The 23301-nt window shown below is 73.7% G+C and carries 21 protein-coding genes and 1 tRNA gene; 8 read left to right on the top strand and 14 right to left on the bottom strand.

The window, feature by feature from the left end; all coding sequences use genetic code 11:
- Positions 1-124 precede the first annotated feature (124 nt).
- Positions 125-808, bottom strand: coding sequence for an ABC transporter (locus tag ACFXOZ_RS09130; RefSeq protein ID WP_380397567.1), 684 nt, complete (start codon positions 806-808; stop codon positions 125-127).
- Positions 808-1650, bottom strand: a complete 843-nt coding sequence (locus ACFXOZ_RS09135; RefSeq protein ID WP_380588749.1) for an ATP-binding cassette domain-containing protein — start codon at positions 1648-1650, stop codon at positions 808-810. Before ACFXOZ_RS09135 ends, ACFXOZ_RS09130 begins: the two co-directional genes overlap by 1 nt.
- 173 nt (positions 1651-1823) lie before the next feature.
- Here ACFXOZ_RS09135 and ACFXOZ_RS09140 point away from each other — a divergent pair, with 173 nt between their 5' ends.
- The 3 genes from ACFXOZ_RS09140 (at position 1824) to ACFXOZ_RS09150 (ending at position 4697) form a co-directional block, all read left to right on the top strand.
- The gene (locus ACFXOZ_RS09140; protein ID WP_380588752.1) at positions 1824-3146 is read left to right on the top strand and encodes a VWA domain-containing protein; all 1323 of its coding nucleotides are present in this window, start codon (positions 1824-1826) and stop codon (positions 3144-3146) included.
- Between the two features lie 2 nt (positions 3147-3148).
- Positions 3149-4027 carry a peptidase gene (locus ACFXOZ_RS09145; protein ID WP_380588755.1) on the top strand — a complete coding sequence of 293 codons (879 nt, stop codon included), beginning with the start codon at positions 3149-3151 and terminating at the stop codon, positions 4025-4027.
- A 211-nt stretch (positions 4028-4238) separates the two neighbouring features.
- Positions 4239-4697, top strand: coding sequence for a universal stress protein (locus ACFXOZ_RS09150; RefSeq protein ID WP_380397559.1), 459 nt, complete (start codon positions 4239-4241; stop codon positions 4695-4697).
- A gap of 11 nt (positions 4698-4708) precedes the next feature.
- Here ACFXOZ_RS09150 and ACFXOZ_RS09155 read toward each other — a convergent pair whose 3' ends face one another.
- The 10 genes from ACFXOZ_RS09155 to ACFXOZ_RS09200 form a co-directional block, all read right to left on the bottom strand.
- Entirely contained in the window at positions 4709-6331 is a 1623-nt protein-coding gene (locus ACFXOZ_RS09155; RefSeq protein WP_380588758.1) for a DUF2079 domain-containing protein, read from the bottom strand.
- A 40-nt stretch (positions 6332-6371) separates the two neighbouring features.
- Positions 6372-7631: a glycosyltransferase 87 family protein gene (locus ACFXOZ_RS09160; RefSeq protein WP_380588761.1), complete on the bottom strand. Its 1260-nt coding sequence runs from the start codon at positions 7629-7631 to the stop codon at positions 6372-6374.
- A 353-nt stretch (positions 7632-7984) separates the two neighbouring features.
- A tRNA-Ala gene (locus ACFXOZ_RS09165) sits at positions 7985-8058 on the bottom strand.
- A 72-nt stretch (positions 8059-8130) separates the two neighbouring features.
- Positions 8131-9135, bottom strand: coding sequence for a hypothetical protein (locus ACFXOZ_RS09170; protein WP_380588764.1), 1005 nt, complete (start codon positions 9133-9135; stop codon positions 8131-8133).
- Between the two features lie 150 nt (positions 9136-9285).
- A complete protein-coding gene (locus ACFXOZ_RS09175; RefSeq protein ID WP_375892754.1) occupies positions 9286-9870 on the bottom strand; it encodes a GNAT family N-acetyltransferase in 585 nt (194 codons plus the stop codon).
- 38 nt (positions 9871-9908) lie between these two features.
- The gene (locus ACFXOZ_RS09180; protein ID WP_380588767.1) at positions 9909-10427 is read right to left on the bottom strand and encodes a molybdenum cofactor biosynthesis protein B; all 519 of its coding nucleotides are present in this window, start codon (positions 10425-10427) and stop codon (positions 9909-9911) included.
- 73 nt (positions 10428-10500) lie between these two features.
- Entirely contained in the window at positions 10501-10941 is a 441-nt protein-coding gene (gene moaC / locus ACFXOZ_RS09185; protein ID WP_380524111.1) for a cyclic pyranopterin monophosphate synthase MoaC, read from the bottom strand.
- Positions 10942-11102: 161 nt separating this feature from the next.
- The gene (gene glp / locus ACFXOZ_RS09190; RefSeq protein WP_375892756.1) at positions 11103-12437 is read right to left on the bottom strand and encodes a gephyrin-like molybdotransferase Glp; all 1335 of its coding nucleotides are present in this window, start codon (positions 12435-12437) and stop codon (positions 11103-11105) included.
- Positions 12438-12464: 27 nt separating this feature from the next.
- Positions 12465-13385: a UTP--glucose-1-phosphate uridylyltransferase GalU gene (gene galU / locus ACFXOZ_RS09195; RefSeq protein ID WP_270144670.1), complete on the bottom strand. Its 921-nt coding sequence runs from the start codon at positions 13383-13385 to the stop codon at positions 12465-12467.
- A gap of 51 nt (positions 13386-13436) precedes the next feature.
- Positions 13437-14342: a GGDEF domain-containing protein gene (locus ACFXOZ_RS09200; protein WP_375892758.1), complete on the bottom strand. Its 906-nt coding sequence runs from the start codon at positions 14340-14342 to the stop codon at positions 13437-13439.
- Positions 14343-14403: 61 nt separating this feature from the next.
- Between ACFXOZ_RS09200 and ACFXOZ_RS09205 the strand changes: the two genes are divergently transcribed.
- Positions 14404-14994 carry a 5-formyltetrahydrofolate cyclo-ligase gene (locus ACFXOZ_RS09205; protein WP_380397549.1) on the top strand — a complete coding sequence of 197 codons (591 nt, stop codon included), beginning with the start codon at positions 14404-14406 and terminating at the stop codon, positions 14992-14994.
- Positions 14995-15082: 88 nt separating this feature from the next.
- Here the strand turns inward: ACFXOZ_RS09205 and ACFXOZ_RS09210 are convergent, their stop codons facing one another.
- Positions 15083-17803 carry a penicillin acylase family protein gene (locus ACFXOZ_RS09210; protein ID WP_380588771.1) on the bottom strand — a complete coding sequence of 907 codons (2721 nt, stop codon included), beginning with the start codon at positions 17801-17803 and terminating at the stop codon, positions 15083-15085.
- A 357-nt stretch (positions 17804-18160) separates the two neighbouring features.
- Here ACFXOZ_RS09210 and ACFXOZ_RS09215 point away from each other — a divergent pair, with 357 nt between their 5' ends.
- The 4 genes from ACFXOZ_RS09215 (at position 18161) to mscL (ending at position 22794) form a co-directional block, all read left to right on the top strand.
- Entirely contained in the window at positions 18161-19645 is a 1485-nt protein-coding gene (locus ACFXOZ_RS09215) for a potassium/proton antiporter (RefSeq protein WP_380588774.1), read from the top strand.
- Between the two features lie 316 nt (positions 19646-19961).
- Positions 19962-21338, top strand: coding sequence for an MFS transporter (locus tag ACFXOZ_RS09220; protein WP_380524054.1), 1377 nt, complete (start codon positions 19962-19964; stop codon positions 21336-21338).
- A gap of 126 nt (positions 21339-21464) precedes the next feature.
- Positions 21465-21806, top strand: coding sequence for an FmdB family zinc ribbon protein (locus ACFXOZ_RS09225; protein ID WP_380524055.1), 342 nt, complete (start codon positions 21465-21467; stop codon positions 21804-21806).
- 571 nt (positions 21807-22377) lie between these two features.
- Positions 22378-22794 carry a large conductance mechanosensitive channel protein MscL gene (gene mscL / locus ACFXOZ_RS09230; protein ID WP_375892768.1) on the top strand — a complete coding sequence of 139 codons (417 nt, stop codon included), beginning with the start codon at positions 22378-22380 and terminating at the stop codon, positions 22792-22794.
- A gap of 8 nt (positions 22795-22802) precedes the next feature.
- Here mscL and ACFXOZ_RS09235 read toward each other — a convergent pair whose 3' ends face one another.
- Entirely contained in the window at positions 22803-23120 is a 318-nt protein-coding gene (locus ACFXOZ_RS09235) for a hypothetical protein (protein WP_380588777.1), read from the bottom strand.
- Positions 23121-23301: the final 181 nt, after the last annotated feature.

The following is a 23301-nucleotide window of genomic DNA, read 5'->3' on the forward strand; positions in this document are numbered from 1 at the left end:
GTCGAAGGGGCCGACCGGGTCCGGACACCGGTGCCCCGGTTCGTCACCCTAACGAGCACTATCCATATATATCGACTCTTTGCCACGGTGTGTCCGCCTTTGCCACGACCGCGCCCGCCGCCCCTCACTCCGGCCGCCGCCCGGCCAGCACCGCCGCCCCCGCCCCGAACACGGCCAACAGCACGACGGAGAAAAGCAGTTCACCCCAGGGCACGGCCACCCGCCCGGTCCGGGCCGCCGTCACCACCCCGCGCACCGCCGCGTTGGCCGGCGAACCCGGCAGCACCAGCGCCGCCGCGGCCGACCCCAGCGCCGCCAGGATCCCGTACGGCGAGCGGACCAGCACCGGACGGTTGCCCAGCACCCCGGCCGACGCCCCCAGCAGCACGCAGACCACCGAGGCCACCAGCCCGGCCAGCAGCGCCCGGCCGACACCCGGCTCCCGCCCCGCCCCCGGGTCGGCCACCGCGCCGCCGACCCACCACAGCGCCGCCACCTCGCCCACCGCCAGCAGCAGCCCCGCCGTCACCGCCGCCAGCAGCGCCCCCAGGTGCACCCGCACCGGGCCCGCCACCGCCACCAGGCAGGCCCGCGAGGCCGGCGGCTCGGCCGTCAGCACACCGCGCACGCACCAGGCGCTCACCGGCACCAGCAGCCCCGCCCCGAACCCGAGCCCGCCCAGCAGCGGATCACCCGGCGTCACCCCGACCACCAGCACCAGCGCGAACGCCAGGAACGGCGGCAGCCAGGCGTGCGAGCGCACCAGCAGCTCCAGGTGGTACCGGGTCAGCGCCCCGACCTGCCCCATCACCCCTCCTCCCGCCGGCGCACCGCCAGCACCCGCAGCGCCGGGCGGCTCAGCAACAGGCCGCGCAGCAGGGCGTCCGAGTGCCCGGCCGGCACCTCCAGCCGCACCGCCGTACCGTCCAGCGCGGTCACCACCGGCCCGCCGGGCAGCCGCCGCGGCAGCGGGGCACCGTCCGCGAGGTCCACCTCGACCTCCACCACCGGCCCCCCGTCCAGCACCGGCACCGCCTCCCCGACCGGCCGCAGCCCGCCGTCCGCGCCCACCCGGTAGGCGGCGCTGGTCCGCCCGGCCAGCCGGGCCGGGTCGTGGTCCACGAACAGCACCGCGCCACCCGCCGCCGCCCGCTCGGCGGCCGCGTCGTCCAGCACCGCCCGCGCCCGCGGGTCCAGCCCGGTCCAGGCCTCGTCCAGCAGCAGCACCCGAGGCTCGGCGATCAACGCCTGCACCACCGCCACCTTCTGACAGGTGCCCTTGGACAACCGGCTCAACGGGGTGCCCGCCCGGTCCGCGATGCCGAACCGGTCCAGCCACTGCCCCGACCGCCGCCGCGCCTCCCCCGCCGACAGCCCGTGCACCCGGCCCACCCGCACCAGGTACGAGGCCGCGTCGAACGGCAGCGCCGGCGGGAACCGCTCCGGCACGTACGCCGCCGACCCGGGCCGCACCACCCGGCCGGTGCTCGGCCGCTCGATCCCGGCCGCCAGCCGCAGCAGCGTCGACTTGCCGCTCCCGTTCGCCCCGGAGATCCGCACCAACTCCCCCGGCCCGACGACCAGTCCGACGTCCCGCAGGATCCACCGCCCGCCCCGCCCGTACCGCTTGCCGACCGCGGTCAGCTCCATCCGCACCCCGCCTCCATCCGGTCCCCCGAAGGCTATCCAGCGCGGGTAAGGCCGACGTCAGCACCGCGTCCGGCAAACCCTGCCCCGCACGCCGGAGTTCACGCCGGGGCGGGCGGGTGCACCGTCCGGTCTCGTTTGGCCTTGACGAACTGATGATCCCTAGGATCGGCCGGGTGAATACCGGACGACGACCGAAGACCAGGCTCGGCAGCCTGCTGGCCGCCCTGGCGATAACGGGCGCCTCGCTGCTCCTCGGCCTGCCCGCCCACGCCGACGAACCATCAGCCGGCGCCTCCCCCGCACCGAAGGAGGCCCCCAAGGTCGACCTGATCCTGGACGTCAGCGGCTCCATGAACACCGCCGACATCCAGGGCAAGAGCCGCATCTCGGTGGCCCAGAACTCGCTGAACGAGGTGATCGACGCCCTGCCCGCGGAGACCGAGTTCGGCATCCGCACCCTCGGCGCCACCTACCCCGGCAACGACAAGAACATCGGCTGCCAGGACACCAAGCAGCTCTTCCCGGTCGGAAAGACCAACAAGGTCGAGGCCAAGACCGCGGTCGCCACCCTGCGCCCCACCGGCTGGACCCCGATGGGCCTCGCCCTGCGCGGCGCGGCCCAGGACCTCGGCAAGGGCGACGCCACCCGCCGGATCGTCCTGATCACCGACGGCGAGGACACCTGCACCCCGCCCGACCCGTGCGACGTCGCCCGCGAACTCGCCTCCCAGGGCATCCACCTGGTGGTCGACACCCTCGGCCTGGCGCACGACGACAAGACCCGTCAGCAGCTGCTCTGCATCGCCAACGCGACCGGCGGCACCTACACCGACGTCCGCACCCCCCAGCAGCTCACCGACAAGGTGAAGCAGCTGGTCGACCGCTCCAACGACACCTACACGGTGACCCCGTCCAAGACCGCCGGCACCGACAGGTGCGAGAGCGCCCCGGTGCTCACCCCCGGCGTCTACAGCGACCGGGAGAAGTTCTCCGAGCACCGCGTCTACAAGGTCCCGGTCAAGTCCGGCCAGGAACTGCGCGCCTCGGTCAGCGTCGGCCTCGACCGCGCGGTGGCCCGGGACTACGGCGTCCTGCTCCAGGCCACCAGCGCCGCCGGCCAGGAACTGGTCCGCGGCACCGACGCCGGCAGCGCCCGCGCCGACGTGATCTCCACCGGCCTGCGCTGGTCCACCAACGACTCCAAGGGCTACGTCACCGCGAGCCCCACCGCCTCCGCGAAGGACAAGCCGGACACCACCGTCTGCCTGGTGGTCAGCAACTCGCTGGCCCCGCAGTCCGGCGTCCAGGCCGACCCCGGCATGCCGCTGGAGCTGACCGTGGACCTCGCCTCCGCCTCGCCCGCCCCCGAGGGCGCCGCCATGGGCCTCGGCCGCGGCTGGATCCTGCTGCTCACCCTCACCCTGGCCGGCCTGGTCCTCGGCCTGCTCGCCGGCTGGATCGCACGCTGGCGGATCGCCGTCTGGCGGGAGAACTGATCATGCGTACGACGATCCGCGGCGCCCTCGCCGCCCTCGCCCTGCTGCCCGCCCTCGCGCTGGGCGCCCCGGCCGCCCCGGCCGCCTCCGCCGCCTCGCCGTCCCCGACGGCGACCGCGAGCGGCACCCCGGCCCCGGCCACCAAGGCCGGCACCTCCTTCCTGACCGCGGTCAACCTCTCCCCCGGCCAGGACGCCGATGTCGCCGTCTCCACCGGCGACTACCTCTACTGGGCGTTCGGCGCCTCCGAGGGCCAGACCCCGACGGTCAGCCTGACCGTCAAGCTGGCCCCGGCCGCCGACCGGCACGGCCCGCAGACCTGGAGCGTCGAGGTCTTCGACGGGCTGCGCCGCCGCCAGGCCTGCACCGCCGGCACCCAGAACGCCACCGGCGACCAGAACACCACCTCGCTGGCGCTGAACTGCACCCTGCGCGAGGTCCGCACCTGGGCCGAGCCGTGGTCCGGCGACCCGCTGCCCGGCACCTACTACGTCCGGCTCTCGGTCACCGACGCCCCGCAGCCCGACCTCGGCCTGGCCGCCACCACCCAGCTGCACGTCGCCGCCAAGGGCAACGCCGACAACGCCCAGCCCGAGGGCGGCGCGCTCAAGGCGCCGCTGGTCCCGCCGGTCGGCGGCGGCGCGAGCACGGCCCGGGCCGCGGCCCCGGTCGCGGAGCAGGACCACTGGTACACCGGCTGGTTCTCCGGCTGGAACAGCCGCTGGTACTGGACCATCGGCGGCGGCTTCCTGGCCGCCCTGGCCGGCATCCTCGGCTACCACCTGACCCGGCACCCGCGCGGCCACCGCCCCGGCCACCACGGCGCCGTCCCGCCCCAGGGCTCGCACCACCAGCACGGCCACTACGCCGAGCGCCCGTAGTCCCGGCCCCACCCGTCGGGGGGGGGGGGGGCGCCCCGGCGCCCGGGGCGCCGCGCGGGGGGGCGGGTGTGGGGGGGGGGGGGGGGGCCCCCCCCCCGGGCTCGCACCACCCCCACGGCCACTCCGCGGCGGGCCCTTAGCCCCGCCCCACCCCGTGGCGGGCGGGCCGCACACCTTCCGGCCGGCCCTCGACCGCGTCTACGATCGAAGGGTGCAGCCGCGCGGCCGGATCGTGGTCGGCGTGGACGGCTCCGCCCCCGCCCGCGCCGCGGTCCGCTGGGCGGCCCGCCTGGCCCGCCGCACCGGCGGCCCGCTGGAGGCGGTGGCGGTCTGGGACTTCCCCTGCCTGTTCGGCGAGCACGGCCTGGTGCCGCCGGCCCTGGACGGCTTCGAACCGGAGCGCCGCGCCGCGGAGATCCTCGACGAGGCGGCCGCCGACTGCGGTCTCCGGCTGGACTGCGGGCTCCGGCTGGACCGCCGGCTCAAGGCCGGGCCGCCCGGGCCCGCCCTGGTCGCCGCCGCGGCCGGCGCCGCCCTGCTCGTCCTCGGCAACCGCGGCCACTCCACCCCGCCGGACGCCCCGCTGGGCACCGTCGCCCAGTACTGCCTGCACCACGCGCCCTGCCCGGTGGCCGTCGTCCGGGCGGACGGTGCGCGGACCGGCCCGTGACGGCGCGCGGATCAGCCCTTGAACAGGTTGTGCCCCACGTCGGACGGCACCTCGTCCTGGACCGGCTTGCTGCCCGGCCCCGGCACGTGCTCACCCGGGATCGGCTGGTCGCCCTCGCGGTGCAGCAGCACCACCCCGTCCTCGGCCCAGAGCTGCCGGTACCCGTGCGCCAGCAGCAGCTGGATCCGGTCGGCCTGCTCCTTGTCGGTCTTGAAGGGGAAGGACCGCTTGTCGGAGCGGGTCAGCACGTACTCGCGCCCGCGCGGTGTCCCGTCCACCAGCACCACGTCCGTCCTGGCGGTCAGCCGCGGCGCGATCTGGTTGTCGGCCTCCACCGAGGCGCCGTCCGGGATCAGCGCGGCCGCCCGGACCAGCGCGGCCTCGCTCGCCCTGGGCTCCCAGGAGGACGGTACGGCCAGTTGCAGCAGCCCGATCGGCACCGCCGCCACCAGCGCCACCCCGACCGTGCCCAGGCCCAGCAGCCGGGCCCGTCGCCGGGTCCGCTCGGGCCGCCCGGTGCCGCTCAGCCGGCCCAGCACCTCGAGGCTCGCGGTCAGCAGGACCGGCCAGAGCATCGAGTCGTAGTGCCGGGCGATCGACCAGTGGTTGGGGTTGCTGGAGAGGATCCGTTCGGCCAGCAGCGGCAGCAGGCACAGCACGGTCGCCGAGCGCAGCGGCAGCAGGAACACGGTGCCGAACAGCCAGAGCAGCAGCAGCGGCTTCAACGGCTGGTCGAAGGCGGTCTGCACCAGCAGGAAGGGGTTGTGCAGCAGGTGGGTGACCGCCTGGCCGCCGTCGTCGCCGAGCGCCTTGTAGTTCCAGTAGTAGCCCGGCTCGCCGCCCATCGCCGGGATCAGCCACTTGATCGCCACCGCCGAGGCGACGGGGCCGCCGAGCAGCAGTCCCAGTCCGGTCAGGCGCCCCGCGCGGTCCCCGGTGCGGCGGGTGCGCAGCAGCAGCACCAGCCCGTACGCGCCGACCAGCAGGCCGAGGTCCTCCTTGGTGCAGCACAGCAGCACCGCGGCGAGCACCACCGTGCCGTAGCGGCGGGCCAGGCCGCGCTCCAGCATCAGCAGGGTCAGCGGGACGGCGAAGGCCACCTCGTGGAAGCCGACCCGGGAGGCGACCAGCAGCGGCCAGCCGAGCGCGTAGACCAGCCCGGCCAGGTCCGCGGCCCGACGGGCGGTGCGCGGCTCGGCGGCGGCGAAGGAGTGCGCGGCGATCCGGCGGATCAGCGGCACCCCGAGCGCGAACAGCAGCGCCTGCCCGATGATCAGCGAGCGCGGGTCGTCCCAGATCCAGTACAGCGGCGCGAGCAGCGCCAGGACCGGGGAGAAGTGGTCGCCGAGCAGCGAGAACCCGGGCGGGAACTCGTGGTGGTAGTACTTCAGCGTCGAGACCGGCAGCCCGAAGTGGGCGTAGCCGCGCACGCCCTGGTCGAAGATGCCGAGGTCGAAGCCGCCGAGCGAGACGGAGAGCCAGCCCTGCATCCCGATGGCGCACATCACCGCGAAGCACAGCAGGCTGAGCAGCACGGTGCGCCGGGCGGGCGGGCCCAGGACGGCCGCGGCCCGGCGGGCGGCGGCGGGTACGGCGGCCCGGGTCGTCGGCGGGGTCGCGGTCTGGGTGGTCACGTCGGCTCTGGTCCGTCTCTGGTCCGTGAGGTCCGGTCCGTCAGGTCCGGTTGCTCAGGGCGGGGTCGCGGTCGCGGTCGTCGTCGTGCTTGCGGGCGTCGTCGTGCTTGCGGGCGTCGGGGTCGTGGTCGAGCTTGGCGCCGAGCAGCGCCCAGGCGCCGGCCGAGGCGTCCACGGCCTGCCGCCGGGCCCGGTACAGCCGCAGGCCGATGACGACCAGGACGGCGACCGCCAGCGGCGGGTAGATCGAGCCGGGCAGCTGCCAGTACCAGGCGACGCCGCGGCCCCAGCGGTGCGGCACGACCCACATCACGTGGGAGAGGAACACCGCCAGCGTCACGCCGAGCAGCACCCGCCGGCCGGCGCTGCGGGCCTCCGCGGCCAGCAGGGCGATCAGCGGGAGGCACCACACCCAGTGGTGGGTCCAGCTGATCGGCGAGACCAGCAGCGCGGTGAGGGCGGCGCAGACGCCGCCCCAGGCGTCGGCCCGGCGCAGCACCCGGGCGGAGCGCCCGGCGAGCACGGCCACCCCGAGCCCGAGCGTGGCGACCAGCGCGGAGGCGATCAGCCCGACCGTGCCGGGGTCGTTGACGTCGAGCAGCCGGCAGACGGCCCCGCGCAGCGACTGGTTGTCGACCAGCACGGTGACGCCGACCCGGCTCGGGTCCCACAGGTACTTGGCCCAGAACCCGTACGAGGCGTCCGGCAGCACGGCCCAGCCGACCAGGCCGGCCGCCAGGAAGGTGGCGATGGAGACCAGGGCGGCCCTGGTCCGGCCGGTCAGGAACAGGTAGACGGTGAACAGCCCCGGGGTGATCTTGATCGCGGTGGCGAGGCCGATGCCCACGCCCTTGGACCGGCTGCGGTCCGGGCGGGTGAGGTCCCACAGCACCAGGCAGAGGATGCCCAGGTTGACCTGGCCGTACTGGAAGGTGGTGTAGACCGGCTCCAGCCAGACCGCGAGGCCGGCGGCGAGGACGGTGGCCGCCGTCCGGTAGCGCCGGGCGGGCCAGCCGGCCAGCTTGAGCGACAGGTGCACGGCCAGGCCGAGCAGCGCGTAGTTGCCGAGCGTCACCAGGATCCGCAGCGGGCTCACGTCGAACCAGGTGCTCGGCACGAACAGCATCGCGGCGAACGGCGGGTAGGTGGCCGGGAGGTCCCAGCCGGGCAGCCGCATCGCGTACAGGTCGTCGCCGTTGACCACGGCCTGGCCCTCGGCCCGGTAGACGAGCATGTCGACCATGTTCGCCCCGTGCAGGTGGCGCTGGAGGACCAAGGCCGCCACCGACAGCACGGCCACGCAGGCCGCCGCGATGGTCCAGGAATTCGGTCTTCCGCTCGCCGGGCCGCCCTCGGGCCCCTCCGGGTCCGCCTGTCGCGTCCACCGTGTCAGACCGAACTCGCGCACCGCGATGGCACCCCGTTGAGATAGACCAGATCGTTCCCTCGTCACCGTCTGGGCCCACCCACCATAACCGACCCCTCTGAGAGCCCCCTGGGCCCGGAAGCACAACGAATTCCGCCCGGCGGGGGCGCTGTGAGCTCGGTCACGGAGCGGGCGGCCCGGGGCTTCGGGGCGTCAAAACGCGAAATCCCGCCGGGAGTTGAACTCCCGGCGGGATTTGCTGGGCCGATCGGAACCGGTCCGTTGGGTGGAGCTGAGGGGATTCGAACCCCTGACCCCCTCGATGCGAACGAGGTGCGCTACCGGACTGCGCCACAGCCCCAACGAGAAGAAACTCTAGCACCTTTCGGAGGGGGTCCGTGACCACCCCCCTGGTCGGGGGCGGTCACGGCGGTCATTCGTTGGCCGCGCGGGGGCGGGACTGCGGAGCCGGGGCTTCGGCGTACTGGTCGAACAGCGGGGTGGTGCGGGACTCGGCGGGCCGGCCGGCGGTCCAGGTGCCGGGGGCCGAGAGGTCCAGGCCGCGGGAGACCCGGGGGGCGACCGGCGCGGTGACGTAGGTCGGCAGCGGGACGGGCACCGGCTCCCAGGAGTCGGGGCCGGCCGCACCGCGCTCGCGCATGCCGTCGACCCACTCCTCGTGCTCGGTCGCCTCGGCCACCGCGGAGGCGGACGGCACCGCGACGGTGGCCTGCTCCGGATCGGCGGCCAGCCGCAGGTGCGGACGGCGGCCGGAGCGGTGCCCGGCGGGCGCGGGCGGGGCGTCGTCGTCCGGGGTGGGCGCCTCGACCGTCGGCCGGTCGTCCGCCGGGGCCTCGGCGCGCTGCCGCTCGCGCTGGCGCAGCCGCTCGGCCGCCTGGGCGGCCCGGTCGCGGTCCAGCTTCACCTCGTACCGCTGGCGCTCCAACTTGCGCAGGTGGCCGATGTAGAGGGTGAGCAGGACCGCCGGCACGGCCGGGACCCAGAGGAAGGCCAGGCCCGCCACCGCGGCGACCACCGCGCCGAGCGCGAAGGCCAGGAAGAGGGCGGTGACCATCCGGCGCCGACGGGCCAGCAGCAGCGCCCGGCGCTCGGACCCGACCTGCCGCACCGGGGCCGGCCGTTCGGCCGGCCGCTCCACCGGTGGTTCGGGCTCCCGCACGGCGGGGTCGCCGGAGTCGGCCGCGTCCCGCTCGGGGGGGCCGTCGCTGCTGTGCTCGTCGTCACGCGATTCGTCACCCAGGGCCCGGGCTGCCCGTCGCTCCAGCGCCGAACGCCCGGCCAGCAGGCGGATGGCGGTGCTGAAGCGTTCCGTCGGGCGCGCCTCGTTGAGTTCGTCCTGCCTGCGGAGCCACATGGGCACCAGATAGGCGGCCCAGGCCCCTACGATGACGGCGTAGATAAGGCCGCTACTGCTCACGATTCACACCGTACGGGCGACGGGGAAGGCCCGGCAGCAATTTGGCGCGGCGTGTCGTGTGATCAAGCTGATTCTCCGACTATTTTGCCGGTGTTTGTGACGGTCCGCCACCGCGCCGATGCCATATCGATATTTCTTTCGAACAAATATTCAATTACGTGGCTCGCGCCCGGAACTGAGCGCCCGCCAGCGCTCCAGCATCCCCTCCGGGACCTCCTCGGCGGTCAGGGCGTAGACCAGGTGGTCCCGCCAGTCCCCGTCGATGTGGAGATAGCGCGGGCGCATTCCCTCCGCACGGAAGCCGAGCTTTTCCACCACCCGTCGGCTCGGGCCGTTCTCCGGGCGGATGCAGACCTCGATCCGGTGCAGTCCGAGGGTGTGGAAGCAGTGGTCCACCGACAGCGCCACGGCCGTCGGCATGATGCCCCGGCCGGCCACCGCCTCGTCGATCCAGTAGCCGACGTTGGCCGAGCACATCGAGCCCCAGGTGATCCCGCCGACGGTCAACTGGCCGACCAGCTGGCCCTTGTGGAGCACCACGAAGGGCAGCATCCGGCCCGCCGAGGCCTCGCCGCGCAGGAAGCGGACCATCTGCCGGTAGGTCGGGCGGGGCCCGGCGGCCTGGCCGGCCGGGCCGGGCGGCACGGTGGCCTCCCAGCGCCGCAGCCAGTCCCGGTTGCGGCGGCTCACCTCCTGCCACTCGCGCTGGTCGCGGGCCCGGATCGGGCGCAGCACGACCTCCCCCTCGTGGAGTTCTACCGGCCAGCCGGCGTTCAGTGCCCTCTCCTCGATGCTTCGGTCCCGAAAGCCGGTGCGTCGGGCCGGGGGTGGTCCCCGCCGCCGAGCTGGTCGACGGCGTGCGCGAGCAGCGGCTCCAGGACGGCCAGACCGTCCTTGACGCCGCCGGTCGAACCCGGCAGGTTGACGATCAGGGTACGTCCGGCGAGCCCGGACAGCCCGCGGGAGAGCGCCGCGGTCGGCACCTTGTCGCGGCCGTACGCGCGGACGGCCTCGGCGATGCCGGGGACCTGCCGGTCGATCACCCGGGCGGTCATCTCGGGGGTGAGGTCCATCGGCGAGATGCCGGTGCCGCCGGTGGTCAGCACCACGTCGTAGCCGGCGGCGACGGCCTCGCGCAGGACGGCCTCGACCGGCTCGCCGTCCGGGACGACCCGCGGGCCGTCGACGGTGAAGCCCATCGCGGTCAGACCCGCCACCAGCAGCGGGCCGCCCTTGTCCTCGTACACCCCGGCCGAGGCCCGGTTGGAGACCGTCACCGCGAGCGCCTTCATGCGCCCACCTCGCTTCGCTCGGCAGGGGCATTCGCCCATCCGCACCTCTTGACGGCTCGCTCGCTCCGCTCGCTCACGCCGAAACCTCCGGCGCGAACCAGTCGCCGCTCTTGCCGCCGGTCTTGCTGAGCACCCGGACGGACTCGATGCTCGCGCCCTTGTCGACCGCCTTGACCATGTCGATCACGGTCAGCGCGGCGACCGTCACCGAGGTCAGCGCCTCCATCTCGACACCGGTGCGGTCGGCGGTGCGCACGGTGGCGGTGATCTCGACCGCGTCGTCGCCGACGGTGAGGTCGACCTCGACGCCGGAGACCGCGATCGGGTGGCAGAGCGGGATCAGGTCCGGGGTCCGCTTGGCGCCCATGATCCCGGCGATCCGGGCCACCGCGAGGGCGTCGCCCTTGGGCACGCCCTCGCCGCGCAGCAGCGCCACCACCCGCGGCGAGACCCTGACCCGCCCGGCCGCGACGGCGGTGCGCGCGGTGGCGGCCTTCTCGGAGACGTCGACCATCCGGGCGGCGCCCCGGTCGTCGACGTGGGTGAGGCGGTCGCCGGGATTCGGTGTCGTCACGGGTAACTCCAGGGGCGCGCAGGTCGAATACCGCGCTACCGTACCGCTCTGCCGCCGCCCGCTCGCCCCGGGGCGCTGCTGACCCGCCGCCCGCGGAACGCTCAGGAGTCCAGCAGCACCACGTCGACCTCGCTGCCGGCGGGCAGCTCGGTGACCTCCTCGGGAACGGTGATCAGGCAGTTCGCCCGGGCCAGCGCCCCGACCAGGTGCGAGTCGGCGGCGCCCACCGGCCGCACGGTGCCGTCCGCCGCGTACCGGCCGCGCAGGAACTGCCGGCGCCCGGCCGGGGAGCGCAGCGCGGACGGGCAGAGCGCGCGCACCACCGGGCGGTGGACGTCGGTCGCGCCCAGCATGGTGCGGATCACCGGGCGGACGAAGAGCTCGAAGGAGATGTAGGCGCTCACCGGGTTGCCCGGCAGGGCGAGCAGCGGCACCCCGGCCGCGCCGCCGATCCGGCCGAAGCCCTGGGGCTTGCCGGGCTGCATCCGCAGCTTGCGGAAGTCGACTCCCCCGTAGGACTCGAAGACCTCCTTGACCACGTCGTACGCGCCGACGCTGACCCCGCCGCTGGTGACGATCAGGTCGGCCCGGCCGAGCTGCTCCTCCAGCACGGCGCGCAGCCGGTCGGCGTCGTCGGGGACGGCACCGACCCGGAAGGCGATGGCGCCGGCCTCCTGGGCGGCCGCGGTGAGGGTGAAGCTGTTGGAGTCGGAGATCTGCCCGGGCCCGACCGGCTCGCCGGGCTGGACCAGCTCGCTGCCGGTGGAGAGCACCACGACCCGGGGCCGCGGGCGGACCTTCACGGTGGCCCGGCCGATCGCGGCGAGCAGGCCGAGCTGGGTGGGGCCGAGCCGGGTGCCGGCCTCCAGGACGGTGGTGCCGGCGGCGACGTCGCTGCCGCGGCGGCGGATGTGGGCGCCCTCGGCGACCGGGCGCAGCACCCGGACCTCCTCGTCCGGCACCGGCGCGGTCATCGCGGCGGCGGCCGTCCCGGTGCCGGTGCCGCCGTCGGTCCACTCGACCGGGGCGACCGCCTGGGCGCCGGGCGGCACCGGGGCGCCGGTCATGATCCGGGCGGCCCGGCCGGGGCCGACCCTGGGCAGGTCGCCCGCGCCGGCCGCGATGTCGCCGACCACGGCGAGCACCGAGGGGTAGGCCTCGGTGGCGCCCCGGGTGTCGGCGGTGCGGACGGCGTAGCCGTCCATCGAGCTGTTGTCGAAGGGCGGCAGGTCGCCCTCGGCGACCACGTCCTCCTCCAGTCGGCAGCCCTGGGCGTCGAGCAGCTGGAGCTCGATCGCGGGCAGCGGGCCGACCGCGGCCAGGACGTCGGCGCGGTGCTCGTCCACCGTCCAGAAGCGAGGAGCCGCCGGTGCCCGGTCCGCGGACCCGTCGCAGCAGGCTGCGGGGGTGGTGGTGTGCTCCGTGGACCGGGTCATCGGCGGCTCGCTCTCTGTGTCGTGAGATCAGTCCTGCAGCTCGGAACCGACGAACTCCCGCAGCCAGGAGCGGAACTCCGGGCCCAGGTCCTCGCGTTCGGCGGCCAGTCGGACGATAGCGCGCAGGTAGTCGGCGCGGTCGCCGGTGTCGTAGCGGCGGCCCTTGAAGAGCACGCCGTGCACCTGGCCGCCGGCCTCGGCGTCGCGGGTGGTCAGCTCGCGCAGGGCGTCGGTGAGCTGGATCTCGCCGCCGCGGCCGGGCGGGGTCTCGCGCAGCACGTCGAAGACCAGCGGGTCGAGGACGTAGCGGCCGATGACGGCGTAGTTGGAGGGCGCCTCGCCCGGCTCGGGCTTCTCGACCAGGTCGGTCACCTGGAAGACGTCCTCGCCGAAGCCGTTCGCCTTGACGGCCGCGCAGCCGTAGAGGTGGATCTGGGAGGGGTCGACCTCCATGAGGGCGACGACCGAGCCGCCGAGCTCCTGCTGCACCTCGATCATGCGGGCGAGCAGCGGGTCGCGCGGGTCGATCAGGTCGTCGCCGAGCAGGACGGCGAAGGGCTGGCCGGCGACGTGCTGCTCCGCGACGGAGACGGCGTGGCCGAGGCCCTTCGGGTCGCCCTGGCGGACGTAGTGCATGTTGGCCAGCTCGACGGACTCGCGGACCCGGCGCAGGCGGTCCTCGTCGCCCTTGCGGACGAGGAGCTCCTCCAGCTCGTAGGCGCGGTCGAAGTGGTCCTCCAGCGCGCGCTTGTTGCGGCCGGTGACCATCAGTATGTCGGAGAGGCCGGCGGCGGAGGCCTCCTCGACGACGTACTGGATGGCCGGCTTGTCGACGACGGGCAGCATCTCCTTCGGGGTGGCCTTGGTCGCCGGGAGGAAGCGGGTGCCCAGTCCGGCCGCGGGTACCACGGCCTTGGTTACCGGAATACGGGAGGTGGTCGTCGTCATGCGTTTACCTTACTCAGGCACGTTTTCGCCCGGCCGAGCGCGGTCGGGCGGCTAGGACAGCACGTCCCGGGGCACGGCCACGGTGGCGGGCGTATGGGAAGCGACCGGCTGGGCCAGGGGGTCCCCTCCGGTACAGGCCGACAGACTACCCGGCTTTTCCGAACGGTCACGTTCGGGAGTCGGCGCCCGCTCCGGCCCGGATGCGGGCTGCTCACGGGGCCCGGCGGGGCGGCCGGGGCCCGGCGCCAGCCGCCAGCAGTCGCCGCCGGCGCGGCGGGCGGCGGCCAGGGCCCCGTCGGCGGAGCGCAGCAGGACGGCCGCGTGGGCGCCGTCCTCGGGGAGCACGGCGATGCCGACGGCGGCGGTCAGGCCGTTGCCCCCGGCCGGACGGGGCGCCCGGGTGCCGGAGGACCAGTCGAGCAGCAGGTGCCGGCGCACCGACCAGACCAGCCGCTCGGCGACCTGCGCGGCGCCCTCGGCGCCGGTGTCCGGGAGCACCACCAGGAACTCCTCGCCGCTGTAGCGGCCCAGGGTGTCGGCGCGGCGGATCTCCATGGCGAGCCGCTGGGCGAGGTCGCGCAGTATCGCGTTGCCGCGGGCCCGGCCGTGCTCGGCGAGCACCGCGTCGAAGCCGGCGATCTCCAGCAGCAGGACGGCCAGCGGGCGCGGGCCCTCGGCCTGGCCGGTGTGCTCGGCGCGGCGGGCCCGTTCGATCTCCCGGTCCAGGGTGAGCTGCAGGTGGCGGTAGTTCCAGACGCCGGTGAGCGGGTCGCAGGAGGCGGTCCGCTCCAGCTCGGCGCAGCGCTCCTCCAGTTCGGCGATCCGGCCGGTCAGCCGTTCCCGGTCGGCGGCCGCCCCGGCCCGCTCCCGGCGCGCGCGCAGTCCGAGCACGGTGGCGCCGGCCAGCGCGGGGGCGCTCAGCGCGGCCAGGGCCTGGACCAGCAACGGGGTGGACAATCGGGGCGCCCTTTCGCGTGTCAGGCTCTGCGCGTCACGGTTTTCGGACGTGGAGGATCCGGTGCACAACGAGAAGAGCGACCTGAGGACACGGCTGTTGACGCGGCGCCGCGCACTCACCGCCGAGGGGCGCGCGCGGGCGGCACTCGCGCTGGCCGGACACGCGCGGGAACTGGCCGCGCCGGGCAGCACGGTGGCCGCGTACGTGTCGGTGGGCGCGGAGCCCGGGACGCGTCCGCTGCTGGACGCGCTGCGGGAGAGCGGCGTCCGGGTGCTGCTGCCGGTGCTGCTGCCCGACAACGACCTGGACTGGGCCGAGTACGCGGGGCCGGCGGCGCTGGCCGCGGCCGGGCGCGGGCTGCTGGAGCCGGTCGGGCCGCGGCTCGGGCCGGAGGCCGTCACGGGGGCCTCGGTGGTGCTGCTGCCGGGCCTGGCGGTGGACGCCGCCGGGCTGCGGCTGGGCCGCGGCGGGGGCAGCTACGACCGGGTGCTGGCCCGGCTGGAGCGGGCCGGGGCGCGGCCGGTCCTGGCGGTGCTGCTGTACGAGCACGAGCTGCTGGAGCGGGTGCCGGCCGAGCCGCACGACCTGCCGGTGGACCTCGCGGTCACGCCCTCCGGGGTGCGGGCGCTCGGCCGGGACGGCGGCGGCTGAGGCGGCGGCCGGGACGGCGGCGGCTGAAACGGCGGCGGCCCCGCTCTCCCGGGGAGGAGGGCGGGGCCGCACGGGCTGGGGACGGGCCTCAGCCCGTGGTGAGCACCAGCTTGTGCTTGGTGGCCTTCTCGACCGCGTCCGGCGTGTAGGCCCAGGTCAGCAGCTTGCCCTTGAGCCAGAGGTCGGTCTGGTCGTTGTAGTTCTGGTGGAAGGCGTGGCCCGAGGCGCCGCCGACGTTGACCCAGCGCGAGGAGTCCAGGTCGTTCAGGTCGACCACCATCCGCATCGACGGGATCCAGTCCACCTGGTAGCCCGCCGCCGCGTTCCAGCCGGCCGCGTCGACCGCCGCCGAGCCGCCGGAGAGGCGGTACGGGCCGCGGTTGAGCAGCTTGTGGACGAGGCCGGAGGCGATCGAGGAGTTGTCGGTGCCGAGGGTCTGCTCGCGCAGCTCCAGCTTGTGCAGGCGGCCCCAGCTCCAGGTGGAGATGTCCTTGCCGAGCAGCGAGGTCAGGTCCTGCCGGGCGTTCTTCATCGCCTCCTTGAGCAGGTTGTCCAGGCCCTTCTGCTCCTTGTGGTCGGAGTCGATGTACGTCCACCAGGAGCTGTCGGGCTTGTCGAGCTGGGTGCGCACGACCTCGGTCCAGCGGTCGCCGCCGTCCGGCTGGGCCTTGCTCGGGTCGCGGGTGCCGCACTGGGTGACGATCTTGCTGGAGCTGTCCGGCTTGGTCGGGTCGTCCTGCTGGCGCACCAGCAGGCAGTTGTCCTTGGCCCGGATGTCGGCCGGGAACTTCTGCCCGAAGGCCAGGCAGAGCAGGTTGCGCCAGACGCCGTTGTAGTAGGCGGCGGCGGCCGAGTCGGCGTCCTGGTGGAAGTTCCAGTCCTTGAGCAGGTCCTGGGCCTCGCGCACGTAGGGGTCGTCGATCCGCTGCTTGAGCAGCAGCGGGACCAGCGTCTTGGCCATGATGCTGGTGTTGTCCAGCTGGAGGGTCTGCATGTCGTCCGGCGAGATCTTGCCGTTGTTCTTGAGCAGGCCCTCGATCTGGTCGGTGATCTCCTTGGCCCGGGTGCCGTACTCCCAGTCCTTGGTGAGGCTGTACTTGTAGCTCGGGTCCACCACGGCCTGGTTGGCGGTGACGATGTAGCCGGCCGCCGGGTTGAGGCTGTACGGCAGGGCGGTGAAGGGGACCGGGTCCGGCTTCCACTGGTACGAGGAGTCCCAGCCCGGGGCCGGCATCGAGCCGTCGCCCTTGCCGCGCACCGGGATGACGCCCGGGGCCTGGTAGCCGATGTTCTTGCCGTCGGCGTAGATCAGGTTCTGCGCGGGGACGGCGAAGTCCTTGGCGGCGGCGCGGAACTCGTCCCAGTTGCGGGCCCGGTCCAGTTCGAAGACCGCGTCCATGGTCCTGCCCGGGCTCAGCGCCGTCCACTGCAGGGCGACGCCGTAGCCGCCGGTGCCGCGGTCGGGGGCGGAGCTGCCGTTGGGGGCGTACTTGCCGACGTTCTGCTGCTCGGTGCTGACGTCCGAGATGAGCGGGGCGCCGGTGCGGGTGGTGCGGACGGTGATGGTGCGGTCCTCGCCGCCGGCGACCTTGATGGTCTCCTTGCGGAGGTCGAACTTCTCGTCCTTGCCGTCCACCTGGTAGGTGTCCGGGCCGGTGACCTTCTCCAGGTAGAGGTCGGTCACGTCGGCGCCCAGGTTGGTGAAGCCCCAGGCGACGTCCTTGTTGTGGCCGATCACCACGCCGGGCATGCCGGCGAAGGTGAACCCGGTGACGTCGAACTGGCAGGCCGGCGAGGCGGTCCGGCAGTGCAGGCCCATCTGGTACCAGACCGAGGGCAGGCCGGGGCCGAGGTGCGGGTCGTTGGCCAGCAGCGGCTTGCCGGTGGTGGTGTGCGAGCCGGCGACCACCCAGGAGTTGGAACCGATGCCCTGGCCGGGGCGGCCGAGCAGCTGCGGCATCCCGTCGATCCGGTCGGTGAGGCCCTGCAGCAGCGCCTTGGTGGTGGCCGCGCCCTGGGCGGTGCCCGCGCCGGGGGCGGCGCCGGACGGGGCCGAGCCGTCGGCCGGGCGGTAGGTGTCGCCGTTGACGGTGCCGGTCTTCACGATCGTGCCGTTGCGGGCGTACGGGTAGTCCGGGTACAGCTCGGCGATCTTGTCCGGGCCGAAGTCCTGGGCCAGCAGCGAGCGGTCGATCTCCTCCTGGAGGTTCCCGGAGAGGTTCCAGGCCATCGCCTTGAGCCAGGCCACCGAGTCGACCGGGGTCCACTGCTCGGGCTTGTAGCCGCTGTTGACCGCGCCGAGCATGGCGTACTCCAGCGAGGCCTTCTCCCCGCCGGGGTGCTCGGCGAGCCAGGCGTTCACGCCGTCCGCGTAGGCCTGGAGGTACTTCTTGGTCTCCGGCGAGAGCTTGGTGTCGTACTCCTTCTGCGCCACCTGCCGCCAGCCCATGGTGCGGATGAAGGAGTCGGTGTCGACCTGGCCGTCGCCGAACATCTCGGACAGCCGGCCCGCGGTGATGTGCCGCCGGACGTCCATCTCCCAGAAGCGGTCCTGGGCCTGGACGTAGCCCTGGGCGCGGAACAGGTCCTCGCTGGTGTCCGCGTACAGCTGCGGGATGCCGTTGGCGTCGCGCTTGACGTCGACCGGCGCGCTCAGGCCCGCCACCTTGACCGTGCCGTCCACCTCCGGGAAGGAGGCGCGGACCGCGGTGACCCCGCGGTAGCCGCCGTAGCCGACACCGGCCACCAGCAGCACGACCAGCACGATCACGATCAGACGGGCGCGCCGGAACTTCTTCGAGCGGGGCATCTGGGTCCTTGCGGTCCTGACTTCGGGGCGGGCGGGCGTGTCCAGGGCCTGGGGCCGTGACAGGGCACCACATTAGGCCGAGTCGGACGGCCGGCGTGCACGGGGGACGCTCCCGGCGGGATCGGAGGCGGTCAACGGGCGGCCCGGAAGGGGCCGGTGGGTGCCCCGAGGGCACGCACGGCGGGCGCGACGAGGAAGGAAGTAGGCAATGAAACTAAAGATATGGCAAAATGTTAGACTGAGTAACGATCCGCAACAGGAGCATTGACGACTTCTTAACGGGTCGACGGTCCGGCACCGCCCGGCCCGGCACCACCTGACACCCCGCCCGCCCATGCCTGCCCGAGGTGCCACTGCGTGAACGTCGCCCACCTGAACCAGCTCCTGCTCGAAGCCTCCGTGATCCTGCTCTTCGCAGTGGTCGCCGTCCGGTTCTCGACCCGATCAGGGCTGCCCAGTCTGCTGATCTACCTCGGGATCGGCGTGGCACTGGGCCAGAACGGGATCGGCGTCACCTTCAACAACGCCGAACTGACCCAGGTGCTCGGCTACGCGGCACTCGTGGTGATCCTCGCCGAGGGCGGCCTCAAGACCAGTTGGCGCGAGGTCAGACCCGCCATGCCGGCGGCCACCGTCCTGGCCACCGCCGGCGTCGGCGTCAGCGTCTTCGTCACCGCGGCCGGCGCGCACTGGCTGGTCGGCCTGGACTGGCGCACCTCGCTGCTGCTCGGCGCGATCGTCTCCTCCACCGACGCCGCCGCCGTCTTCTCGGTGCTGCGGATGGTCCCGCTGCCGCACCGGCTCACCGGCCTGCTGGAGGCCGAGTCCGGCTTCAACGACGCGCCCGTGGTCATCCTGGTCGTCGCCTTCGCCTCCACCGGCGAGCTGGACTCGTGGTACATGCTGCTCGCCACGATCGCCGCCGAACTGGCGATCGGCGCCGCGGTGGGCCTGGCCGTCGGCAAGCTCGGCGCGTTCGCCGTCAAGCACGTCGCCCTGCCGTCCTCCGGCCTGTACCCGATCGCCGTGGTCGCCCTGACCGTGCTCGCCTACGCCGGCGGCGCGCTGCTGCACGGCTCCGGCTTCCTCGCCGTCTACATCAGCGCGGTGATCCTCGGGAACTCCAAGCTGCCGCACGGCCCGGCCGTCCGCGGCTTCGCCGACGGGCTCGCCTGGATCGGGCAGATCGGGATGTTCGTGCTGCTCGGACTGCTCGCCTCGCCCGAGACCATGGGCGACGCGGTGGTCCCCGCGCTGGTGGTCGGCGGGGTGCTGGTCTTCCTCGCCCGGCCGCTGTCCGTGGTGCTCACGCTCACCCCGTTCAAGGTGCCCGTCCGCGAGCAGGCACTGCTGAGCTGGGCCGGACTGCGCGGGGCGGTGCCCATCGTCCTCGCCACCATCCCGGTGGTCTCCGGGGCGCACAAGGCCGACGACGTGTTCAACATCGTCTTCATCCTGGTCGTGGTCTTCACCCTGCTCCAGGGCCCGACCCTGCCCTGGATGGCCAAGCGGCTGCGGATCGGCGAGGGCGCCATGGGCCAGGACCTCGACATCGAGTCCGCGCCACTGGAGAAGCTGCACGGGCACCTGCTCTCGGTCACGCTGTCGCCGACCTCCAAGATGTCCGGCGTGGAGGTCAGCGAGCTGCGGCTGCCCAAGGGGGCGGCGGTCACCCTGGTCGTACGGGACGGCAGCTCCTTCGTGCCGGACAAGGCGACGATGCTGCGCGGCGGGGACGAGCTGCTGGTGGTCACCACGGACGAGGTCGGCGAGGCGGCCGAGCGGCGGCTGCGGGCCGTGGACAAGGGCGGCAAGCTGGCGGGGTGGCTGAACGGGCGCTGAGGCGCCGCCGGGGTGGCTCGGGTGACCTGAAAGGCCTGAGGGGCCCGGGTGGCTCGGGTGGCCTGGGTGGTCTGGCGGGATCTACGCGCGTAACTGTATGGTGGTACGACCACGCCGTATGACTACCGTTAGAACACCCCCAGCATCTGCCTGACGCAGAGTTGGCGCGACCGCTCGGCGGCCGCGGTCCGGCCCCGGCCCACCAGGCCCGGCCGGCCCGGTATCTACCCCGGTCGACGCGCGAGAGGACGACTCTCGGCGCCGTCGGGGCCACCCCATGCCCTGCCGCGCTACCAGGCAGCAGGAAGGACCGACCGTGACGGCCCGCCGAACGGTCGAGACCACCGCGGACAGCGCTCCGGACACCGCGGACAGCACCCCGAACAGCGCGACCACCGACGCCGCGACACCGGCCAAGGTCGGGTACGGCGCGCTGCTGCGCACGCCCGGAGCCTGGACCTTCCTGGCCCCCGCCTTCATCGCGCGCATGCCCTACGCGATGCTCAGCATGGGCATCCTGCTCCTGGTCAAGGACACCCACGGCTCCTACGGCACCGCGGGCACCGTCACGGCCATCGCCGCCGTCGCCCAGGCCCTGATCGGCCCGCAGACCGGACGGCTCGCCGACCGGTACGGGCAGGCCGCCGTCCTCGTCCCGACCGTCGTGGTGCACGCGGCCTCGGTCGGCCTGCTGATCGCGCTGGCGCTCGGCCACGCGCCCGCCTGGAGCCTGTTCCTGGCCGCCGTCCCGGCCGGCGCGAGCGTTCCGCAGATCGGCGCGATGGTCCGGGCCCGCTGGATCGCCACCATCGGCGCCGAGGGCGCGTCCGCCTCCGCGTCGGCCAAGGTGAGCACCGCCTTCGCCTTCGAGTCCGTGACGGACGAGTTCACGTTCGTGATCGGCCCGATCCTGGCCGCCAACATCGCCACCTCGGTGAACCCGGCCACCGCCCTGGTCGTCGAGGCCGCGCTGACCTTCGTCGGCGGCCTGGTCTTCGCCGCCCAGCGCCGCACCGCACCCGCCCGGATCACCCCGGAGCCCGGCGTCCGGCGCGCCTCCGCACTGTCCTCCCCCGGCGTCCGGCTGCTGGCCGGGGTGATCCTCGGGGTCGGGGCCGTGTTCGGCGGCATGCAGGTCTCGGTGAACGCCTTCGCCGACTCGGTCGGCCAGCACGACGCGGCCGGCACCGTGTACGGAATCTTCGCCGGCGGCTCGATGGTCGCGGGCGTGCTCTACGGCGTCATCGCCTGGCGGCGGGCCGTCCAGCAGCGGATGGTGGTCAGCTACGCGCTGCTGGTGGCGGGCTGCTCCACGCTGTGGGCGATGCCGAACCTGGTCACGCTCTCGATCGCCGCGCTGGTCTGCGGCCTGGCCATCGCGCCGACCCTGATCAGCGGCTACACCCTCGTCGAGACCCTGGTCGAGGACGGGGCCAAGACCGAGGCCTTCACCTGGCTGACCGGCGCCATCGGCCTGGGCCTGGCGGTCGGCTCGATGGTGGCCGGGCGGCTGATCGACGCCCACGGGCCGTCCGCCGGGTTCCTGGTGCCGCTGGTCGGCGCCGGGCTGGGTGTGATCGCGCTGGTGTCGCTGCGGCACCTGCTGGTGGCCCCGGGCGGGGCGGGCCGCGTGGTGGCCTCCTCGGCCGACCTCGGCGGCGCGGCACAGCTGGTCGGTGCCGCGAAGGGCTGAACGCGCGGTCGTCGGTGACTCGGTACCGGCTCATCTCACACCGGATTCGCTGGACTGATCCAACGGAATACCGCATCATTGACCATCGTTAGCACTCATCAGGCGAGAGTGCCAGGAGGAAGACAAGTGCCCACGTACCAGTACCAGTGCACCGAGTGCGGCAACGGCCTGGAGGCGGTGCAGAAGTTCACCGACGAGGCGCTGACCACGTGCCCCGACTGCCAGGGACGGCTCCGCAAGGTCTTCTCGGCCGTGGGCGTCGTGTTCAAGGGCTCGGGCTTCTACCGGACCGACAGCCGTTCGTCCTCCAGCAGCTCGGTGAGCTCCGGATCGTCCTCCGGCTCGTCGACCGGCTCCTCGACGTCGTCGGGCTCCGGCTCGGCCGGCTCGTCGTCCGGTTCTTCGAGCACGTCGAGCACGTCGAGTTCGTCCAGCTCGTCCAGCAGCCCGGCTCCCGCCGCCGGCTGACCTCGGTCTCACGGGAAGGCCCGTCGGCCCCGCTCCACGCGGGGACGGCGGGCCTTTTCGCGTGTCGCGGCAGGTCTTTCGCGCGCCGGGCGGGCCTTTGCGCGCGCCGCCGTCAACTTCCGGAATCGAAACAACTCGTGCGGGTGTACGAAGTTGTCCACAGGGGCGGGTTTGTCCACAGGCTGTGGGAATCGACTTCCGGGGCACGGCGCATCCGCGCAAGGTAGGGGACACCGAGCAAGACCCACCTGATTCCGGAGGTGTCCCGATGACGACCACGACCTTGCCCCTCCCGCTGCCCGCCCCCTCCGTACCGCCCCGGCGGGAGGTGCCGAGCTTCCCGCCGATCCGGCGCGGCTGCGGCGGGTGGCACCGCTGGCGCCGGGCCGTCCGACGGCGGGGCGGGGTGCCCGCGCTGGTGCTGCTCGCGGCGGCCGCGGCATTCGCCTCCGGGCCCGCGCGGGCCGGGCTGCCACCGCCCCCGGGCGGCGGCGTGGGCCGTACGGGTTGTCAATCCGGGCTTCCGGAAGATCACCCGTAACCCGGCGACGACTTCGTCGTTCGAGGCGGCATGAAAGGCTTCAAGGAATTCCTGCTGCGTGGAAATGTCGTCGAACTCGCCGTCGCCGTGGTCATCGGCGCGGCCTTCACCAACATCGTCAACGCCTTCGTCAAAGGCGTGATCAATCCGATCGTCGGCGTGTTCGGGACGAAGGACCTGGCGTCCTACAGTTCCTGCCTCAAGGGGCCCTGCGAGGTGAGCGCCACCGGTGAGGTCACGTCCGGGATCCTCATCCTGTGGGGGTCGGTGCTCAGCGCCCTCCTGCAGTTCCTGATCACCGCCGCCGTCGTCTACTTCGTGCTGATCGTGCCGATGAACCGGATGGCGGCCAAGCGGAAGAGCGCCGCCGAGGTGGCGGCCGAGGCCGAGGCCAAGGAGGTCCAACTGCTGACCGAGATCCGCGACGCGCTGGTCGTGGCGCGCTAGGAAGTCCCTCAGTCGCCGTGGTGCGGCGGGCGCTGGCTCAGGTACCAGTCCAGCCCCCGCCCACCGCCGGCACCCGCCCCGGGGCGATCGCCCCAGCCGGCGTCGGTGTCGTCCCGGGACTGCTGGTCCAGCGGGTCGCGGAAGACCAGGCGGGCCTTGGCGGAGGTGGAGGTGGTGGAGGCGGGAGGGGTGGTGGTGGGTGGGGTGGAGGCGGAGGGTGGGAGGGAGGGGGAGGGGGAGGGAGGGGCGGGGGTGCCCCCCCGCGCCCGGTCCTGGCCCTGTTCGCGCCCCGGTTCCTGCGCCTGCCCTTGTTCCTGCTCGCTCATCTCGTCCACTCCCCTGCTCGCGGTCCGACCTGTCCTTTCAGCGTAGAAGCCTCGCGAGGCTCCCGACGACACGCGCCGGCCCGGGGGGGGGGGGGGGCGCGCCCGCGGTCATAGTCCCAACTCAGAGCCCCCGCAACGGCTGGGATAAAAGGGTAGTGTAAAAAAAAGAAAGCCCAACAAC

The sequence above is a fragment of the Kitasatospora sp. NPDC059160 genome (assembly GCF_042755465.1).
Taxonomy (GTDB): Bacteria; Actinomycetota; Actinomycetes; order Streptomycetales; family Streptomycetaceae; genus Kitasatospora.